This window comes from Microbacterium gilvum (assembly GCF_039543865.1).
GTDB lineage: Bacteria > Actinomycetota > Actinomycetes > Actinomycetales > Microbacteriaceae > Microbacterium > Microbacterium gilvum.
Genome location: NZ_BAABKO010000001.1, coordinates 428,993 through 443,697, shown reverse-complemented (window position 1 = coordinate 443,697; position 14,705 = coordinate 428,993). Strand labels below are relative to the sequence as shown.

Annotated in this window: 17 protein-coding genes; all 17 read right to left on the bottom strand. The window is 73.9% G+C overall.

The window, feature by feature from the left end; genetic code table 11:
• Window positions 1-22 precede the first annotated feature (22 nt).
• The 17 genes from lgt to gmk all read right to left on the bottom strand — a co-directional run bounded on the left by lgt (window position 23) and on the right by gmk (window position 14,699).
• A complete protein-coding gene (gene lgt, locus ABD998_RS02265; RefSeq protein ID WP_345435514.1) occupies window positions 23-1,018 on the bottom strand; it encodes a prolipoprotein diacylglyceryl transferase in 996 nt (331 codons plus the stop codon).
• A gap of 31 nt (window positions 1,019-1,049) precedes the next feature.
• On the bottom strand, window positions 1,050-1,835 hold the full coding sequence (gene trpA / locus ABD998_RS02260; RefSeq protein WP_345435512.1) for a tryptophan synthase subunit alpha: 786 nt from the start codon (window positions 1,833-1,835) through the stop codon (window positions 1,050-1,052).
• Entirely contained in the window at window positions 1,832-3,040 is a 1,209-nt protein-coding gene (trpB, locus tag ABD998_RS02255) for a tryptophan synthase subunit beta (RefSeq protein ID WP_345435510.1), read from the bottom strand. The genes trpA and trpB overlap by 4 nt, the downstream gene beginning before the upstream one ends.
• Window positions 3,037-3,843 (bottom strand): indole-3-glycerol phosphate synthase TrpC, encoded by an 807-nt coding sequence (gene trpC / locus ABD998_RS02250; protein WP_345435508.1) that lies wholly within the window; start codon window positions 3,841-3,843, stop codon window positions 3,037-3,039. The genes trpB and trpC overlap by 4 nt, the downstream gene beginning before the upstream one ends.
• A complete protein-coding gene (locus ABD998_RS02245; RefSeq protein ID WP_345435506.1) occupies window positions 3,843-4,073 on the bottom strand; it encodes a DUF6704 family protein in 231 nt (76 codons plus the stop codon). Before ABD998_RS02245 ends, trpC begins: the two co-directional genes overlap by 1 nt.
• A 78-nt stretch (window positions 4,074-4,151) precedes the next feature.
• The gene (locus ABD998_RS02240) at window positions 4,152-4,757 is read right to left on the bottom strand and encodes a Trp biosynthesis-associated membrane protein (protein ID WP_345435504.1); all 606 of its coding nucleotides are present in this window, start codon (window positions 4,755-4,757) and stop codon (window positions 4,152-4,154) included.
• Window positions 4,754-5,143 carry a phosphoribosyl-AMP cyclohydrolase gene (gene hisI / locus ABD998_RS02235; RefSeq protein WP_345435502.1) on the bottom strand — a complete coding sequence of 130 codons (390 nt, stop codon included), beginning with the start codon at window positions 5,141-5,143 and terminating at the stop codon, window positions 4,754-4,756. The genes ABD998_RS02240 and hisI overlap by 4 nt, the downstream gene beginning before the upstream one ends.
• Window positions 5,140-5,901 carry an imidazole glycerol phosphate synthase subunit HisF gene (gene hisF, locus ABD998_RS02230; RefSeq protein WP_345435500.1) on the bottom strand — a complete coding sequence of 254 codons (762 nt, stop codon included), beginning with the start codon at window positions 5,899-5,901 and terminating at the stop codon, window positions 5,140-5,142. The genes hisI and hisF overlap by 4 nt, the downstream gene beginning before the upstream one ends.
• Entirely contained in the window at window positions 5,901-6,740 is an 840-nt protein-coding gene (gene hisG, locus ABD998_RS02225) for an ATP phosphoribosyltransferase (protein WP_345435498.1), read from the bottom strand. Before hisG ends, hisF begins: the two co-directional genes overlap by 1 nt.
• A gap of 44 nt (window positions 6,741-6,784) precedes the next feature.
• Window positions 6,785-7,048 carry a phosphoribosyl-ATP diphosphatase gene (locus ABD998_RS02220; RefSeq protein WP_345435496.1) on the bottom strand — a complete coding sequence of 88 codons (264 nt, stop codon included), beginning with the start codon at window positions 7,046-7,048 and terminating at the stop codon, window positions 6,785-6,787.
• 9 nt (window positions 7,049-7,057) lie between these two features.
• Entirely contained in the window at window positions 7,058-7,741 is a 684-nt protein-coding gene (rpe, locus tag ABD998_RS02215) for a ribulose-phosphate 3-epimerase (RefSeq protein WP_345435494.1), read from the bottom strand.
• Between the two features lie 28 nt (window positions 7,742-7,769).
• The gene (locus ABD998_RS02210; RefSeq protein ID WP_345435492.1) at window positions 7,770-9,161 is read right to left on the bottom strand and encodes an RsmB/NOP family class I SAM-dependent RNA methyltransferase; all 1,392 of its coding nucleotides are present in this window, start codon (window positions 9,159-9,161) and stop codon (window positions 7,770-7,772) included.
• A complete protein-coding gene (gene fmt, locus ABD998_RS02205) occupies window positions 9,158-10,093 on the bottom strand; it encodes a methionyl-tRNA formyltransferase (protein WP_345435490.1) in 936 nt (311 codons plus the stop codon). Before fmt ends, ABD998_RS02210 begins: the two co-directional genes overlap by 4 nt.
• Window positions 10,094-10,171: 78 nt before the next feature.
• Window positions 10,172-12,148: a primosomal protein N' family DNA-binding protein gene (locus ABD998_RS02200; protein WP_345435488.1), complete on the bottom strand. Its 1,977-nt coding sequence runs from the start codon at window positions 12,146-12,148 to the stop codon at window positions 10,172-10,174.
• A 14-nt stretch (window positions 12,149-12,162) separates the two neighbouring features.
• Window positions 12,163-13,353, bottom strand: coding sequence for a methionine adenosyltransferase (gene metK / locus ABD998_RS02195; protein ID WP_345435486.1), 1,191 nt, complete (start codon window positions 13,351-13,353; stop codon window positions 12,163-12,165).
• Window positions 13,354-13,473: 120 nt separating this feature from the next.
• Window positions 13,474-13,728, bottom strand: coding sequence for a DNA-directed RNA polymerase subunit omega (gene rpoZ, locus ABD998_RS02190; RefSeq protein WP_345435484.1), 255 nt, complete (start codon window positions 13,726-13,728; stop codon window positions 13,474-13,476).
• A gap of 62 nt (window positions 13,729-13,790) precedes the next feature.
• On the bottom strand, window positions 13,791-14,699 hold the full coding sequence (gene gmk / locus ABD998_RS02185; RefSeq protein WP_345436895.1) for a guanylate kinase: 909 nt from the start codon (window positions 14,697-14,699) through the stop codon (window positions 13,791-13,793).
• Window positions 14,700-14,705: the final 6 nt, after the last annotated feature.

Sequence of the window (14,705 nt, the reverse complement as noted above, 5' to 3'; positions counted from 1 at the left end):
CTCGATGTCCGGCGAAGCGGTCCTACTTCGCGGCTGCAGTGCTTGTGGCGGCGGCCTCAGGAACGTCTACCGACATCGTGGGTGCGCTGATGTCGACGTAGTCGTCCGGGGTTCCTTGCGATTGTAGCGCCTCGGCGTCCTTGCGCCCGCGTCCTGGGCGGTACGGCGACGGCTCGACGCCTGTGTGCCTGCCCTGCACCACGAGCACCACGACGCCCACGGCGATCGCGAGGATGGCGCCCCACACGTTGGTGCGGAGGCCGAGGATGATCTCGCTCGGGTCGATGCGGATGCTCTCCCAGACGACACGTCCCGCGCCGTACCAGATGAGGTAGACGGCGAACAGGCGCCCCCACTGGAAGAACTGCTTCCGTCCGAGGGCGAACAGCACCGCGACGCCGAGCAGGTTCCAGACGACCTCGTAGAGGAACGTCGGGTGGAAGAGCGTGCCCTCCGGGAGGCCGGGAGGGAAGGCCGCGTTGTCGGCGTCGATCTCGAGCCCCCACGGCAGGTCGGTCGGCCAGCCGTAGAGCTCCTGGTTGAACCAGTTGCCGAAGCGCCCGAGCGCCTGCGCGAGGAGCAGGCCGGGTGCGAGGGCGTCGGCGAACGTCAGGAAGCGGATGCCGGTCCACTTGCAGCCGAGCCAGGCGCCGAGCGCGCCGCCGAGGAGTGCGCCGAAGATGGCGATGCCGCCCTCCCAGATCGCCCACACCGATCCCGGCTGGGTCGGGTTCCACGGGTTGGAGCCCTCGCCGAAGTAGAAGCCCCAGTGCGTGAGCACGTGGTAGATCCTCGCCCCCACGATCGCCAGCGGCACGGCGAGCAGCGCGATGTCGATGACGACCCACGGCTCGCCCCCGCGCCGCGTGAGGCGGCGGTTCGTGAGGATCGTCGCGACGACGATGCCGGCGATGATGCACAGCGCGTAGAAGTGGATGCGCAGCGGGCCGATGTCCCAGTAGGACACGTCGGGGCTGGGGATGCTCGTGACGATGGGCGCCAGGGCGGAGGACAGCATGATCGTGAGTCTATTTCCTTCCGGGATGCGCTCAGGAGCGCCGGGTGCCGGCGGCGAGCTCGCGCGTCTTGGCCGCGAGGCCGTCCACGCCGCCGTCGCGAAGCGCCTTGACGAGCGCCGTGCCGACGATCGCGCCGTCGGCGTACTCGACGATGCTGGCGATGTGCGCGGCCGTGGACACGCCGATGCCGACGCACGCGCGGACGGCTCCCTGCGCGCGCAGTCGGCCGACGAGCGAGCGGGCGGCCGCGTCGAGCTCGGCGCGCTCCCCCGTGATGCCCATGGTGGAGACGGTGTAGACGAAGCCCGTGGAGGCGCCGACGATGAGCCCCAGCCGTGCGTCCGACGACGTCGGCGCGGCGAGGAAGACCCGGTCGAGGCCCGTGCGCTCGGATGCCGCGATCCAGTCGGCCGCGGCGTCGGGCGTGATGTCTGGCGTGATGAGGCCCGCGCCCCCCGCGGCGAGCACGTCGTCGGCATAGCGGTCGACGCCGTACTGCGCGACGGGGTTCCAGTACGTCATGACGACGACCGGGACGTCGGTGCGCGCGGTGATCTCCCGCAGCGCCGTGAACAGGTGCTCGGTGCGGTAGCCCGCCGCGAGGGCGGCCGTGGTCGCCTCCTGGATGACGGGGCCGTCCATGACGGGATCGCTGTAGGGCGGGCCGAGCTCGATGACGTCGACGCCGTTCTCGGCGAGGGCGACGGCCGCCTCGATGCTCGTGGCGAGATCGGGATAGCCGACCGGCAGGTACCCGACGAACGCGCCGCGCCCCTCGGCGTGCGCCTTCGCGATGGCGCTCTCGACCCGGCTCACGCGTCGGCTCCTTCGTCGTACAGCCCGAACCAGCGGGCGGCGGTGTCCATGTCCTTGTCGCCGCGGCCCGAGAGGCACACGGCGAGGACGGCGTCCGGACCGAGCTCCCGGCCGATGCGCAGCGCGCCCGCGAGGGCGTGCGCCGACTCGATGGCGGGGATGATCCCCTCCGTGCGGCTCAGCAGCCGCAGCGCCTCCATCGCCTCCGCGTCGGTCGCTGGGATGTACTCGGCGCGGCCGATCGACGCGAGCCAGGAGTGCTCCGGCCCGACGCCGGGGTAGTCGAGCCCGGCCGAGATCGAGTGCGACTCGACGGTCTGCCCGTCCTCGTCCTGCAGCACGTAGGTGCGTGCACCGTGCAGCACGCCCGGACGGCCGCGCTCGATCGACGCCGCGTGGCGCGGCGTGTCGACGCCGTCGCCGGCCGCCTCCACCCCGTACAGGCGCACGTCCTCGTCGTCGATGAACGCGTCGAACATGCCGATCGCGTTCGAGCCGCCTCCCACGCACGCCAGGACGGCGTCGGGCAGCCGCCCCGCGCGGTCGAGCAGCTGCGCGCGCGCCTCCTCCGAGATGATCTTCTGGAAGTCGCGCACCATGGCAGGGAACGGGTGCGGGCCGGCCGCCGTGCCGAAGATGTAGTTCGTCGTCTCGACGGTCGCCACCCATTCGCGGTACGCCTCGTTGATGGCGTCCTTGAGGGTCCGCGAGCCCGTCTTCACGGCGACGACCTCGGCGCCCAGCAGCCGCATGCGCGCCACGTTGAGAGCCTGCCGCTCGGTGTCGACCTCGCCCATGTAGATGCGGCACTCGAGGCCGAAGAGGGCGGCGGCCGTCGCGGTGGCGACGCCGTGCTGGCCAGCGCCGGTCTCCGCGATGACGCGCGTCTTGCCGAGACGCCGCGTGAGGAGCGCCTGGCCGAGCACGTTGTTGATCTTGTGGCTGCCCGTGTGATTCAGGTCCTCGCGCTTGAGGAAGATCCGCGCGCCGCCCGCGTGCTCGGCGAAGCGGGGCACCTCGGTCAGCGCCGAGGGGCGTCCGGCGTAGTCGACGAGGAGCCCCTGGAGCTCGGCCTGGAAGGCCGGATCGGCCATCGCCTGCGCGTGCGCGTCGGCGAGCTCGTCGATCGCGGCGATGAGGGACTCGGGCATGTAGCGCCCTCCGAACTCGCCGAAGAACGGTCCGGGCTGGTCGCGCAGGGTCATGCGGTCTCCTTCCGTGCCGGCGCGTCGCCCGCGGCGAGGAACGCGCCGAGCGTCGCGACGGGGTCGCCTGTGACGAGGGCCTCGCCGATGAGCACCGCGTCGGCACCCGCCGCACGGTAGTGCGCGACGTCGGCGGGCTCCAGCACAGCCGACTCCGCGATGCGCACGGCGCCGTCGGGGATGCCCTCGACGAGCCGGCCGAACAGGTCGCGGTCGAGCTCGAAGGTCGAGAGGTCGCGCGCGTTCACGCCGATGAGGCGCGCGCCGAGGCCAGCGGCCCGTGCGACCTCGTCGGCGGAGTGCGCCTCCACGAGCGGGGTCATCCCGAGCGAGACGGTGAGCGAGAAGAGCTCCTCGAGCACGTGCTGCTCGAGCGCCGCGACGATGAGGAGGACGATGTCGGCGCCGGCGGCGCGTGCCTCCACGACCTGGTAGGGCGTCGCGACGAAGTCCTTGCGGAGCACGGGGACGCCGACGCGGGCCTTGACGGCCGCGAGGTCGGCGAGACTGCCCTTGAAGCGGCGCTGCTCGGTGAGCACGGAGATCGCGGACGCTCCCCCCTGCTCGTACAGCGCCGCCTGGTGGGCGGGATCGGGGATCGCCGCGAGGTCGCCGCGCGAGGGGCTCGCCCGCTTCACCTCCGCGATGATCTTCACGCGGTCGGCGGGCCGGAGCGCCGCAAAGACGTCGAGCGCAGGCGCCTGGGCGGCGGCTGCGCTCTCGACCTCGGCGAGCGGGCGGAGCGCCCGCCGCGCCTCGGCGTCTTCGACGGCCCCGGCCGTGAGGTCGGCCAGGAGCGACATCAGTGGGCCCTGGGCGCGTACTTGGGTCCGCGGACGCCGTAGCCGGCCTTCGACACGATCCAGCCCGCGATGGGGCCGAGCACGAAGAGCACGGACGAGGCCACGAGCAGCCACGGGACCCACACGAACAGCGCGACGGTGGCGATCGAGAGCGCCACGAGCATGATGAGCACGCCGGTCCAGGCGGCGGGCGAGTGTCCGTGTCCGGGGTCACCGATCGGGTTGGTCATGACGTGTCATCCTCCAAGGCTGCTGGGAACGTCGAACAGTCTATCGGGGCGGTGCGGACGCCTCGTCCGCCGCCCCCGTCAGCGGGTGGGGTCGTCGCCGCGCGACAGGTCGTCCCACGAGTCGACGGCATCGAGCGGCGCGCCGTCGTCCGCGGCGGCCCGCCGGCCGCCGTTCTCGTAGCGGCGCCCTCCGCGTCGCCAGGCGTGCGCCGTGGCGAGGGTCCACGCACCGGCGGCCGCGACGAGCAGGCCCGCCGCCACGGTGATCGCGGGCCACGGCGTGAGCGCGAGGGCCGTGACGAGCTCGGAGACGGCCTCGGCCCCCGCGATGCCGGTGTGCTCGGTGACGGGGCCGGCGGCGGCGGTCGGCGACGGGTCGGCGACGAGCGCGAGGCTCAGCCACCCGATCGCCCCTCCCGCGACGAGCGCGACCGCTCCGAGCACGTAGCGCACAGCGCGGCCGGCGATCGACAGGACGAGCGACAGCGCGAGCGCCGCGAGGGCCAGCGGCTGCATGACGGACACCGCCTCCGCCCCCGTCACCGGGAGCGCGGCTCCCGCGACGGTCGCGACGAGCCAGGTCTGGGTCGAGCCGATGAGCGCCGCCGCGGCGCCGACGAGCGCCGCGAGGACCGCGATCGACCGCGCCCGCGCCATCCGCCCGCTGTGCTCGGACGCCGTCATCCGACCACCGGGTGCAGGCCGCGGTCGCCCACGTCGGCCCGGTCGAGGTCGGTGTCGAAGCATGTGCGCGTCTCGGTGTGGCAGGCGGGGCCGATCTGGTCGACGGAGACGAGGAGGACGTCGCCGTCGCAGTCGAGACGCACGTCCTTGACGATCTGCACGTGGCCGGACGTGTCGCCCTTGCGCCACAGCTCCCGGCGCGAGCGCGACCAGTAGACCGCACGACCCGATGTGAGGGTCTCGCGGAGCGCGTCGGCGTTCATCCACGCCAGCATGAGCACCTCGCGGGTGTCCCACTGCTGCGCGACGGCAGGCACGAGCCCGTGCGCGTCGAAGCGGACGCGCGCGATGCGCTCGTCCACGCTCGGGATGCTCTCCCCGGTCATCGCGTCTCGATCCCGTCTGCCGCGAGAGCGGCCTTCACATCGCCGATCGTCATCTGGCCGGAGTGGAACACGCTCGCCGCCAGCACGGCGTCGGCCCCCGCGCGCACGGCGGGCGCGAAGTGCGAGGGCTCCCCCGCCCCGCCCGAGGCGATGACCGGCACCGTCGAGAGCCCGCGCATGAGTGCGACGAGCTCGAGATCGAACCCGGCCTTCGTGCCGTCGGCGTCGATGGAGTTGACGAGGAGCTCTCCCGCCCCGCGCTCGATCGCCTCACGCGCCCAGGCGAGCGCGTCGAGGTCGGTCTCCTTCTTGCCGCCGTGCGTGGTCACGACGAACCCCGACGGCGTGCGCTGCGAGCGCTTCACGTCGAGGGAGAGCACGAGCGCCTGCGCGCCGAACCGGTCGGCGATCTCGTCGAGCAGGCCGGGACGCGCGATGGCGGCGGAGTTCACGCCGACCTTGTCGGCGCCGACGGCCTGCAGCCGCGAGACGTCGTCGACCGAGCGCACGCCGCCGCCGACCGTGAGCGGGATGAACACCTGCTCGGCCGTGCGCCGCACGACGTCGTAGGTCGTCGCGCGTTCATCGACCGTCGCCGTGACGTCCAGGAACGTCAGCTCGTCCGCGCCCTGGTCGAAGTACTGCCGCGCGAGCTCGACGGGATCGCCCATCTCGCGCAGGTTCTCGAAGTTCACGCCCTTGACGACGCGGCCGGCCGCGACGTCGAGACACGGGATGACGCGCGTGATGACGCCCATCAGAGACGCGCGTTGTGGATGGCCGACACGAGGATGGCGCGGGCGCCGATCGCGTACAGGTCGTCCATGACGCGGTTGACGCCCTTTCGCGGCACCATGACGCGCACGGCGACCCACTCGGGGTCGCGCAGCGGCGAGACGGTGGGCGACTCGATGCCCGAGGCGATCTCCACGGCGCGGTCGACGAGCGCGGCCGGCAGGTCGTAGTCGAGCAGCACGTACTGGCGAGCGACCATCACGCCGCGGAGGCGCCGCAGCAGGGTCTCGACGCCGGGGTGGTCGTTCGGACCCTGGATGAGCACGGCCTCCGACTCGAGGATGACCGGGCCGAAGATGTCCAGGCCCGCCTGCCGCAGGGTCGTGCCGGTCTCGACGACGTCGGCGATCGCGTCGGCGACGCCGAGCTCGACGGCCGACTCCACCGCGCCGTCGAGCGGCACCAGGTCGGCGGCCACGCCGTGCGAGTCGAGGAACGAGTCGACGAGACCGGGGTACGACGTCGCGATGCGCGCGCCATCCAGGTCGCCGACGCCCGCGAAGCGCCCGGGAGGGGCCGCGAAGCGGAAGGTGGACGTCGCGAAGCCGAGCGTCTCGATCTCCCGCGCGCGCATCCGCACGTCGAGGAGGAGGTCGCGTCCCGTGATGCCGACGTCGAGCGCGCCCGCGGAGACGTAGGTGGCGATGTCGCGGGGGCGCAGGTAGAAGAACTCGACGTCGTTGGCGGCGTCGATGAGGTGCAGGGACTTGGAGTCGCGGCGGCCGGCGTAGCCGGCCTCAGCGAGCATCTCGGCGGCGGTCTCGGACAGCGATCCCTTGTTGGGAACGGCGATGCGGAGCATGGGGGGGCTTTCGATCGGGGTGTCAGACGGAGGAGCGGAGCGGCTCACAGATGTCGGTACACGTCCTCGAGGGTGAGCCCCTTCGCGAGCATGAGCACCTGCAGGTGGTAGAGCAGCTGGGAGATCTCCTCGGCCGCCTCCGCGTCGGTCTCGTACTCCGCGGCCATCCAGACCTCGGCCGCCTCCTCGACGATCTTCTTGCCGATGAAGTGGATGCCCGCGTCGAGCTCCTTCACGGTGCCCGAGCCCTCGGGGCGCGTCACGGCCTTGTCGGCCAGCTCGGCGAACAGGTCGTCGAAGTTCTTCACCCTCCCAGGCTACCGGGTCGCGTGGACGTGCTCGGCGGCGAGGGCCCGCAGATCGGCGATCGCGACGTCGACATCGGGCGCGCCGAACACCGCGGAGCCCGCGACGAACGTGTCGGCGCCCGCCTCCGCCGCACGGGAGATCGTCGTCTCCGAGATCCCGCCGTCGACCTGGAACCAGACCGCCGCGCCGACACGCCGGGCCTCATCGGAGAGGGCGCGCAGCTTGGGCATCGTCTCGGGCATGAACGACTGCCCGCCGAAGCCGGGCTCGACCGTCATCACGAGGATCTGGTCGAATTCGTGCAGGTGCTCGTAGAGGCGCTCCGCGCCCGTCCCCGGCTTGAGCGCGACGCCGGCCCTCGCCCCGATCGCCCGCAGTCGGCGCGCGAGCCCGATGGGGTCGTGCGCCGCCTCCAGATGGAACGTGACGCTCGCGGCGCCCAGCTCCGCGTACCCCGGCGCCCAGCGGTCGGCATCCGAGATCATGAGGTGCACGTCGAGCGGGACAGGGCTCGTCTCCTGGATGCGCCGCACCATCTGCGGCCCGAACGTGAGGTTCGGCACGAAGTGGTTGTCCATGACGTCGACGTGCACGAAGTCCGCCGAGGCGATCCGCTCGAGGTCGGCCTGCATGTTGACGAAGTCGGCCGACAGGATGCTCGGATTGATGCGCGGGGCGGCGGGGAGGCTCACCCGTCCATTATCGCCGTCGCACCGACGCTCACGCCTCCCGGCGCAGGAGCGCGAGGAACATCGCGTCCGTGCCGTGCCGGTGCGGCCACAGCTGGGCATGCCCGCCGCCCGTGTGCGGCGCGGAGAGGTCGAGCGGCGTGCGGGCGACCGACTGCAGCGCCGCACGGGCGTCGAGCTCGGTCACCCGCCCGGCGTGCCGCGCGAGTGCCGCCCCGACGATGGCGGAGGTCTCGGCGAGGTGCGGCGAGCACGTCACGTAGGCGACGACCCCGCCGGGACGCAGCGCGCCGATCGCGGCGTCGAGCAGCTCCGCCTGCACGTCCGCGAGCTCCGCCACATCGGACGGCCGCTTCCGCCAGCGGGCCTCCGGACGGCGGCGGAGCGCGCCGAGCCCCGTGCACGGAGCGTCCACGAGGATCCGGTCGTAGACGCCGGCGCGGTCATGGGCGAGCGCGCGGCCGTCGCCCTCATGCACGTCGACGTCGAGCGGGACCGGCGCGATCGCCCGGCGGACGAGCCCCGCGCGCGCGGGCACGAGCTCGTTCGCGTCGAGGGCGGCGCCGCCCGCCAGCGCCTCCGCCGCGAGCAGCGCCGTCTTGCCGCCCGGCCCCGCGCAGAGGTCGAGCCACCGCTCCCCCTGCGCGATCGGCGCCATCCGGCTGAGTGCGAGGGCGACGAGCTGCGAGCCCTCGTCCTGCACGCGCACGCGGCCGCCTGATGCCCGCACGGCCGGCTCCGGATCGCCGCCGCCCAGTCGGAACCCGACGGGCGAGAACGGCGTGCGCTCGCGGTCCGGCTCGGCGAGGCCGGGGAGCGCCGCCATCGTGACCCCCGGAGCCGCGTTGTCGGCTGCGAGGAGCGCGTCGAGCTCGTCGGCGCGCCCCTCGGCGGCGAGGGCCCGGCGCAGCGCCCGGAGGACCCACACGGGATGCGAGGCGGTGAGCGCGAGGCGCTCGTCGTCGGACCGCGCCGCGTCGGCCAGTCGCGCCGTCCACGTGTCGGCGTCGTCCTGTGCCACGCGCCGCAGCACCGCGTTCGCGAACCCGCCCGCGCGCGGACCGGCGTCCTCACGTGCCAGCTGGACCGACTCGTTCACGGCCGCATGCGGCGCGACGCGTGTGGCCAGCAGCTGGTGCACGCCGAGCCGCAGCGCGTCGAGGACGGGAGGGTCGATCGTCTCCGTTTCGCGGTCGGCGGCCATGCGGATGATGGCGTCGTACGTGCCGAGCCGCCGCAGCGTTCCGTACGTCAGCTCGGTCGCGAGCGCGGCGTCCGCGCCGCCGATGCCCGCCCGCGCGATCTCGCGCGGGAGGAGCAGGTTGGCGTAGGCATCGGACTCGGAGACGGCGCGGAGCACGACGTAGGCGACCTGCCGCGCGAGCTGCACGGGGGCGCGGCGGGCGCCCTCGCGGCCGCTCATGCGCCGAACCTCACGTCGTCGCGCTGCCCGCGCAGCCAGTCGGCGGCGGCCATGGCGCCCTTCCCGGCGGGCTGGATGCGCGTGACGAGGAGCGGCGACGTCGCGGTGCCGACGAGGATGCCCCGTTTCGCCGCGCGCGTCGCCCCCGGGGCGAGGGCGTCCTCTCCGTCCGCGCGCTCCATCGCGAGCACCTTCACGCGCGCGCCCTCGAGAAGCGTGTGGGCGCCGGGCTCCGGTGTGACGCCGCGGTACCGCGCGTGCACCTCCGCCGCGGGCCGCGCCCAGTCGAGCAGGCCGTCGGCGAGGGCGAGCTTCGGCGCGGCGGTGGCTTCTCCCTCCTGCGGTACCGCCTCCGCGGTGCCGTCGGCGATCGCCCCGACGACGCGGACGAGCTGGGACGCGCCCGTCTCGGCGAGGAGGTCGAGCACCTCCCCCGCTGTCGCGCCGTCCGGCACGGCGACGACCTCCTGCGCGAAGACGTCGCCCGCGTCGAGCTCGGGCACGAGCCGGAACACGGCCGTGCCGAGCTGCGCGTCGCCCGCGATGAGGGCGTGCTGCACGGGCGCCGCGCCGCGCCACCGCGGGAGCAGGGAGAAGTGCAGGTTGATCCAGCCGTGCCGCGGGGTCGAGAGCAGCGGTTCGCGGACGAGCCCGCCGTAGGCGACGACCACCGCGAGGTCGGCGTCGAGCGCGCAGATCCGCTCCGTCGCCTCGGCATCGAGCCGCGCGGCCTTGACGACGGCGAGGCCCAGAGCCTCCGCCGCCGCGGCGACGGGCGACGGCGTGAGAACGCGCTTGCGGCCGAGCGGGGCGTCGGGACGCGTCACGACGGCCGCGATCTCGTGGCCGGCGGCGTGGAGGGCACGCAACGACGGGACGGCCGCCTCCGGGGTGCCGGCGAACACGAGGCGGAGCGGGGGCGAGGCGGTCATCCCCTCGAGTCTAGGCGGGCCGCACCGCAGGCGCCCTGTGCTCCGGCGGGCCGCGCCGGGGGTCGGGGATCCGGCGGGTCAGAGCTCGGGGTCGGGGATGTCCACGCGCACCGCGAGCGGGATCCGCGCGCTGCGACGGCGGTCCTTCCCGCCTCCCCGCCCGCGCGCGCTCATCGCGGCGGAGAGGACGGAGGCGCGCAGCGACCGGGTGACGGCGGCGCCCCGCGCGTAGTCGAAGCGCACGAGCGCACGGGCGCCCGGCGCGCCGTCGCGCTCGATCGGGACGGGTCCGAGCACGGCGTCGCCACCGAGGCCCGGCACGTCGTCGGCGAGCGAGCGCAGCGCGCGGTCGACCGCCGCGTGGTCCCCCTCGACCCTCGCGACCCGGGCCGCGGGCGGCATCCTCAGCGGGGCGCGCTCGGCGAGCTCGCCGCGCGCGTAGGTCGGCTGCGTCCAGCTCGCGAGCGCGCGCCCCACCGGGCCGGTCACTCCGACGAGGTGGACGGGCGCGCCCGGAGCGGCGAGGGCGGCGGCGTTGGACCACCACCTCAGGCACGCCTCGCCGATCCGGAGGTCGGGGGCCTGGAGCATGCGATCGCCGTCGAGCAGCAGCACCGCGCGGTACCCCGCCGGCGCGATCGGCTCCGCCCCGCGCGTCGCGATGACGAGCGCCGGGCGGTCGTCGACCTCGCGCACGGGATGGGCGCCGTCCGCCACGACGACGCGCGCCCCCGGGAACGCGCGGCCGAGCTCGTCGGCCGTCCGCTCGCTGCCAGAGGAGGACAGCCGCAGGCGCGTCGACGCGCAGTTCTGACACGTCCATGCGTGCGCCGACCGCCCGCACCAGCCGCAGACGGGCGTGGCTCCGCGGGCGTGCGCGTGCAGCGGGCCGCCGCAGTGCGCGCAGCGCGTCGGCGTGCGGCAGTCGGCGCACACGAGCGAGGGGGCGTAGCCCGGACGCGCCACCTGCACGAGGACGGGGCCGGTCTCGAGAGCGTCGCGGACGGCCCGGAAGCTCGCCGACGGGATGCGCGCCGATGTCTGCTCGTGCTCCTGCGCCGTCGCGAGCACGACGCGCGGGCTCGCGCGGCGCGCGGCGGGCGCCTCCCCGACGAAGCCGATCGAGACGAGGCGCTCGACGTCGGCCGTGCGCGTATGCGCGGCGAACAGCAGCGCGCATCCATCCAGGCTCTGGCGCACGAGCGCCACGTCCCGCGCGTGGGCGTATGGCGCGAGGGGCTCCTCCAGCAGCGTGTCCCCGTCGTCCCAGAGGGCGACGAGCCCCGCATCGACCACCGGCGCGTAGACGGCCGACCGATTGCCGATGACGACGCAGGGCGCGGCCTCGAGCGTGCGGAGGTACCCCGCGTAGCGTTCGGGGCCCGACTGGCCTGCGTCGTGGCGCACGAGCGCGGCATCCGGGACGAGGCGCAGAAGCTGCTCCTGCAGGAGATCGAGATCGCGGTGGTCGGGCACGGCGACGATCGCGGACCGCCCGCCCGCGAGCGTCGTCGCCGCCGCTGCGGCGAGCAGACGCGCCCACGCGGGTCGCCCCTCGTCGAGCCGCGGCGGCGCGTCCACGGCGAGCCGCTCCCCCGCTCGCAGCCTCTCCTCGAGGTCGGGGAACTCCGCGAGCACCGCGGACGCGGCCGCGCGCTCGGCGCTGAGGACGACGGGCGTCTCGGCGCCGTCGGACGCGAGCCACGCCTTCTCGGCCCGCACCATGCGCTTCGGCACGGCGAGCCGCAGCACGTCGGCCGCCGACCCCGCCGCACGGTCGGCGACGGCGCGCGCGAGCCGGTGCAGCCGCTCAGGCAGCACCGGGGCGGGCGAGACGACCTGGTCGATCTCCGAGAGCGGGCGGTCGGCGTCGTCCTCGGCGTCGACCTCGACGACGAAGCCCTCGACCATCCGGCCAGCCGAGCGCAGCGGGACCTTCACGCGCACACCCGGCGTCGTCGCGTCCGCGAGCTCGTCGGGGATGGCGTAGTCGAACAGCCGGTCGAGCTGCGGCAGCGGCGAGTCGAGCTGCACGCGCGCGATGCGGCGCGACATGCCCGACCCCTCGGTCAGAGGCCCGCGGCGCGGCGGAGCGCGTCGACGCGCGTCGTCTGCTCCCACGTGAACTCGGGGAGCTCGCGGCCGAAGTGGCCGTACGCCGCCGTGCGCGCGTAGATCGGCCGCAGCAGATCGAGGTCCTCGATGATCGCCGCCGGTCGCAGGTCGAACACCTCGCGGATGGCGGCCGTGATGACGTCGTCGGACGTCTTGCCCGTGCCGAACGTCTCGACGTAGAGCCCGACGGGGTTCGCCTTGCCGATGGCGTACGCGACCTGCACCTCGAGCCGGTCGGCGAGCCCCGCCGCGACGGCGTTCTTCGCGACCCAGCGCATGGCGTACGCCGCGGAGCGGTCGACCTTGGAGGGGTCCTTGCCGCTGAAGGCGCCGCCGCCGTGCCGTGAGGCGCCGCCGTACGTGTCGATGATGATCTTGCGGCCCGTGAGGCCCGCATCGCCCTTCGGGCCGCCGGTCACGAACGGGCCGGCGGGGTTGATGTAGAGCTTCACGCCGTCTGCATCGAGGCCCGTGCGCGCGAGGACGGGCGCGATGACCTTCTCGGCGATCTCCGCGTGCAGCTCCTCCTGCGTCATCTTGGGGTGGTGCTGCGTGGAGAGCACGACGGCGTCGACCGTCTTCGGCGTGAAGCCCTCGTAGCCGAGCGTCACCTGCGTCTTGCCGTCGGGGCGCAGGAACGGCAGGTCGCCGTTGCGACGGACCTCGGTGAGCCGCTCGGCGAGGCGGTGCGCCGTCCATGCCGCCATCGGCATGAGCTCGGGCGTCTCGTTCGTCGCGAAGCCGAACATGATTCCCTGGTCTCCGGCGCCGAGTGCGTCGAACCGGTCGGCCGACGAGCCGTCGCGGTGCTCGAGCGCCGTGTCGACGCCGTGCGCGATGTCGCTCGACTGCTCGCCCACCGACACGCTCACGCCGCACGAGTCGCCGTCGAAGCCCATCTCGCTCGAGGTGTAGCCGATGCGGTTGATGACGCTCCGCACGATGGCGGGGATCTCGACGTAGCCGTCCGTGCGGATCTCGCCCGCGACGTGCACGAGCCCCGTCGTGACGAGCGTCTCGACGGCCACGCGGCTCTCGCGGTCGACGGCGAGGAGGCCGTCGAGGATGCTGTCGGAGATCTGGTCGCAGATCTTGTCGGGATGGCCCTCGGTGACGGACTCGGACGTGAACAGGCGCAGGCTCATGGCGGCTCCAGACGATGCAGCGGGCGCGGGCTCTCGCCTCGCGCCCTCCAGTATGGCGAGGGCCCCCGACACGCGAGTGACGGAGGCCCTCGAGACGAGGATTCGGCTACGCGGCCGCGATCACTCCGCGGCGCGCAGGCGCAGCTTGTCCTGGTGGATCTCGTGCAGCGCGATCGTGAGCGGCTTGTCCTCCACCGACGAGTCGACGAGAGGGCCGACGTTGTCGAACAGGTTCCCCTCGTGCAGGTCGGTGTAGTAGTCGTTGATCTGGCGGGCGCGCTTCGCGCCGTAGATCACGAGCTGGTACTTCGAGTCGACGCGGTCGAGAAGCTCGTCGATCGGCGGGTCGATGATGCCCTTGTTCTCGCTGCTCATAGCAGTCCTCCTGTTCAGCGGCCCATGCCGCTCGGCGAATCCGTGGCGATGGCGCGCGACGATCAGCGCGCGGGCGCCTGGATCAAGTCTACGACCTGCTGCGCGGCTTCGGCGACGTCGGCGTTCACGACGCGGAAGTCGAACTCACCCTGAGCGGCCAGCTCGACCTTCGCGGTGCGCAGGCGCCGCGCGCGCTCCTCGGCGTCCTCCGTGCCCCGGCCGACGAGGCGCGCGGTGAGCTCGTCCCAGCTCGGCGGCAGGAGGAACACGAGCGTGGCCGACGGCTCCGCCTCGCGTACCTGGCGCGCGCCCTGCAGGTCGATCTCGAGCAGCACGGCCTTGCCGTCGGCGAGGGCGCGGTCGATGGGACCGCGCGGGGTGCCGTACCGGTGTCGGTTGTGGACCGTGGCCCACTCCAGCAGCTCGCCCTCCGCGATGAGGCGGTCGAACTCCGCGTCGTCGACGAAGAAGTAGTGCTCGCCGTCGACCTCGCCGGGGCGCGGGTCGCGCGTCGTCGCCGAGACCGAGAGGTGGAGCTCGGGATGGTGCGCGCGGATGTGGGCCGCGACGGTGCCCTTGCCCACCGCCGTGGGTCCGGCGAGCACGAGCAGCCGGCTGCGCGCGGGACGCGCCTGCGGCTCCGGCATGCGGCGGTCGAGCCACTCCTCCAGTGCACGTCGCTGGCGCGTGCCGAGGCCGCCGAGGCGCTTGACGGGCGAGATCGCGAGCTCCGCGAGGATGCGGTCGCGCTTGCCCTCCCCGATGGCGGGGAGCGCCGTGAGGAACTCGGGCACGCGCATCGTGCCCGCGGCCGACTGCGGGTCGGCCGTCGCACGGCGGAGCGCCTCCTGCGGCGTGACGACGCGCGTCGAGAGGTCGCGCTTGAGCGCGGCGCGCGCACGGCGTGCCGCGACCGCCTTGCGGGACGCCGCTGCGCGGTCGACCTCGGGCGGCGTGGGGCGGGGGGCGATGGCGTG

Coding starts and splice junctions, on each gene's coding strand:
- ABD998_RS02240 (WP_345435504.1), bottom strand. CDS start 4,757: ATGACGGCGTCCGAGCACAGCGGGCGGATGGCGCGGGCGCGGTCGATC.
- rpoZ (WP_345435484.1), bottom strand. CDS start 13,728: ATGAGCAGCGAGAACAAGGGCATCATCGACCCGCCGATCGACGAGCTT.
- lgt (WP_345435514.1), bottom strand. CDS start 1,018: ATGCTGTCCTCCGCCCTGGCGCCCATCGTCACGAGCATCCCCAGCCCC.
- hisF (WP_345435500.1), bottom strand. CDS start 5,901: ATGGGCGTCATCACGCGCGTCATCCCGTGTCTCGACGTCGCGGCCGGC.
- trpC (WP_345435508.1), bottom strand. CDS start 3,843: ATGTCGCTCCTGGCCGACCTCACGGCCGGGGCCGTCGAAGACGCCGAG.
- ABD998_RS02210 (WP_345435492.1), bottom strand. CDS start 9,161: ATGAGCGGCCGCGAGGGCGCCCGCCGCGCCCCCGTGCAGCTCGCGCGG.
- metK (WP_345435486.1), bottom strand. CDS start 13,353: ATGAGCCTGCGCCTGTTCACGTCCGAGTCCGTCACCGAGGGCCATCCC.
- ABD998_RS02245 (WP_345435506.1), bottom strand. CDS start 4,073: ATGACCAACCCGATCGGTGACCCCGGACACGGACACTCGCCCGCCGCC.
- trpB (WP_345435510.1), bottom strand. CDS start 3,040: ATGACCCTGCGCGACCAGCCCGGACCGTTCTTCGGCGAGTTCGGAGGG.
- fmt (WP_345435490.1), bottom strand. CDS start 10,093: ATGACCGCCTCGCCCCCGCTCCGCCTCGTGTTCGCCGGCACCCCGGAG.
- hisI (WP_345435502.1), bottom strand. CDS start 5,143: ATGACCGGGGAGAGCATCCCGAGCGTGGACGAGCGCATCGCGCGCGTC.
- hisG (WP_345435498.1), bottom strand. CDS start 6,740: ATGCTCCGCATCGCCGTTCCCAACAAGGGATCGCTGTCCGAGACCGCC.
- ABD998_RS02200 (WP_345435488.1), bottom strand. CDS start 12,148: ATGTCGCGCCGCATCGCGCGCGTGCAGCTCGACTCGCCGCTGCCGCAG.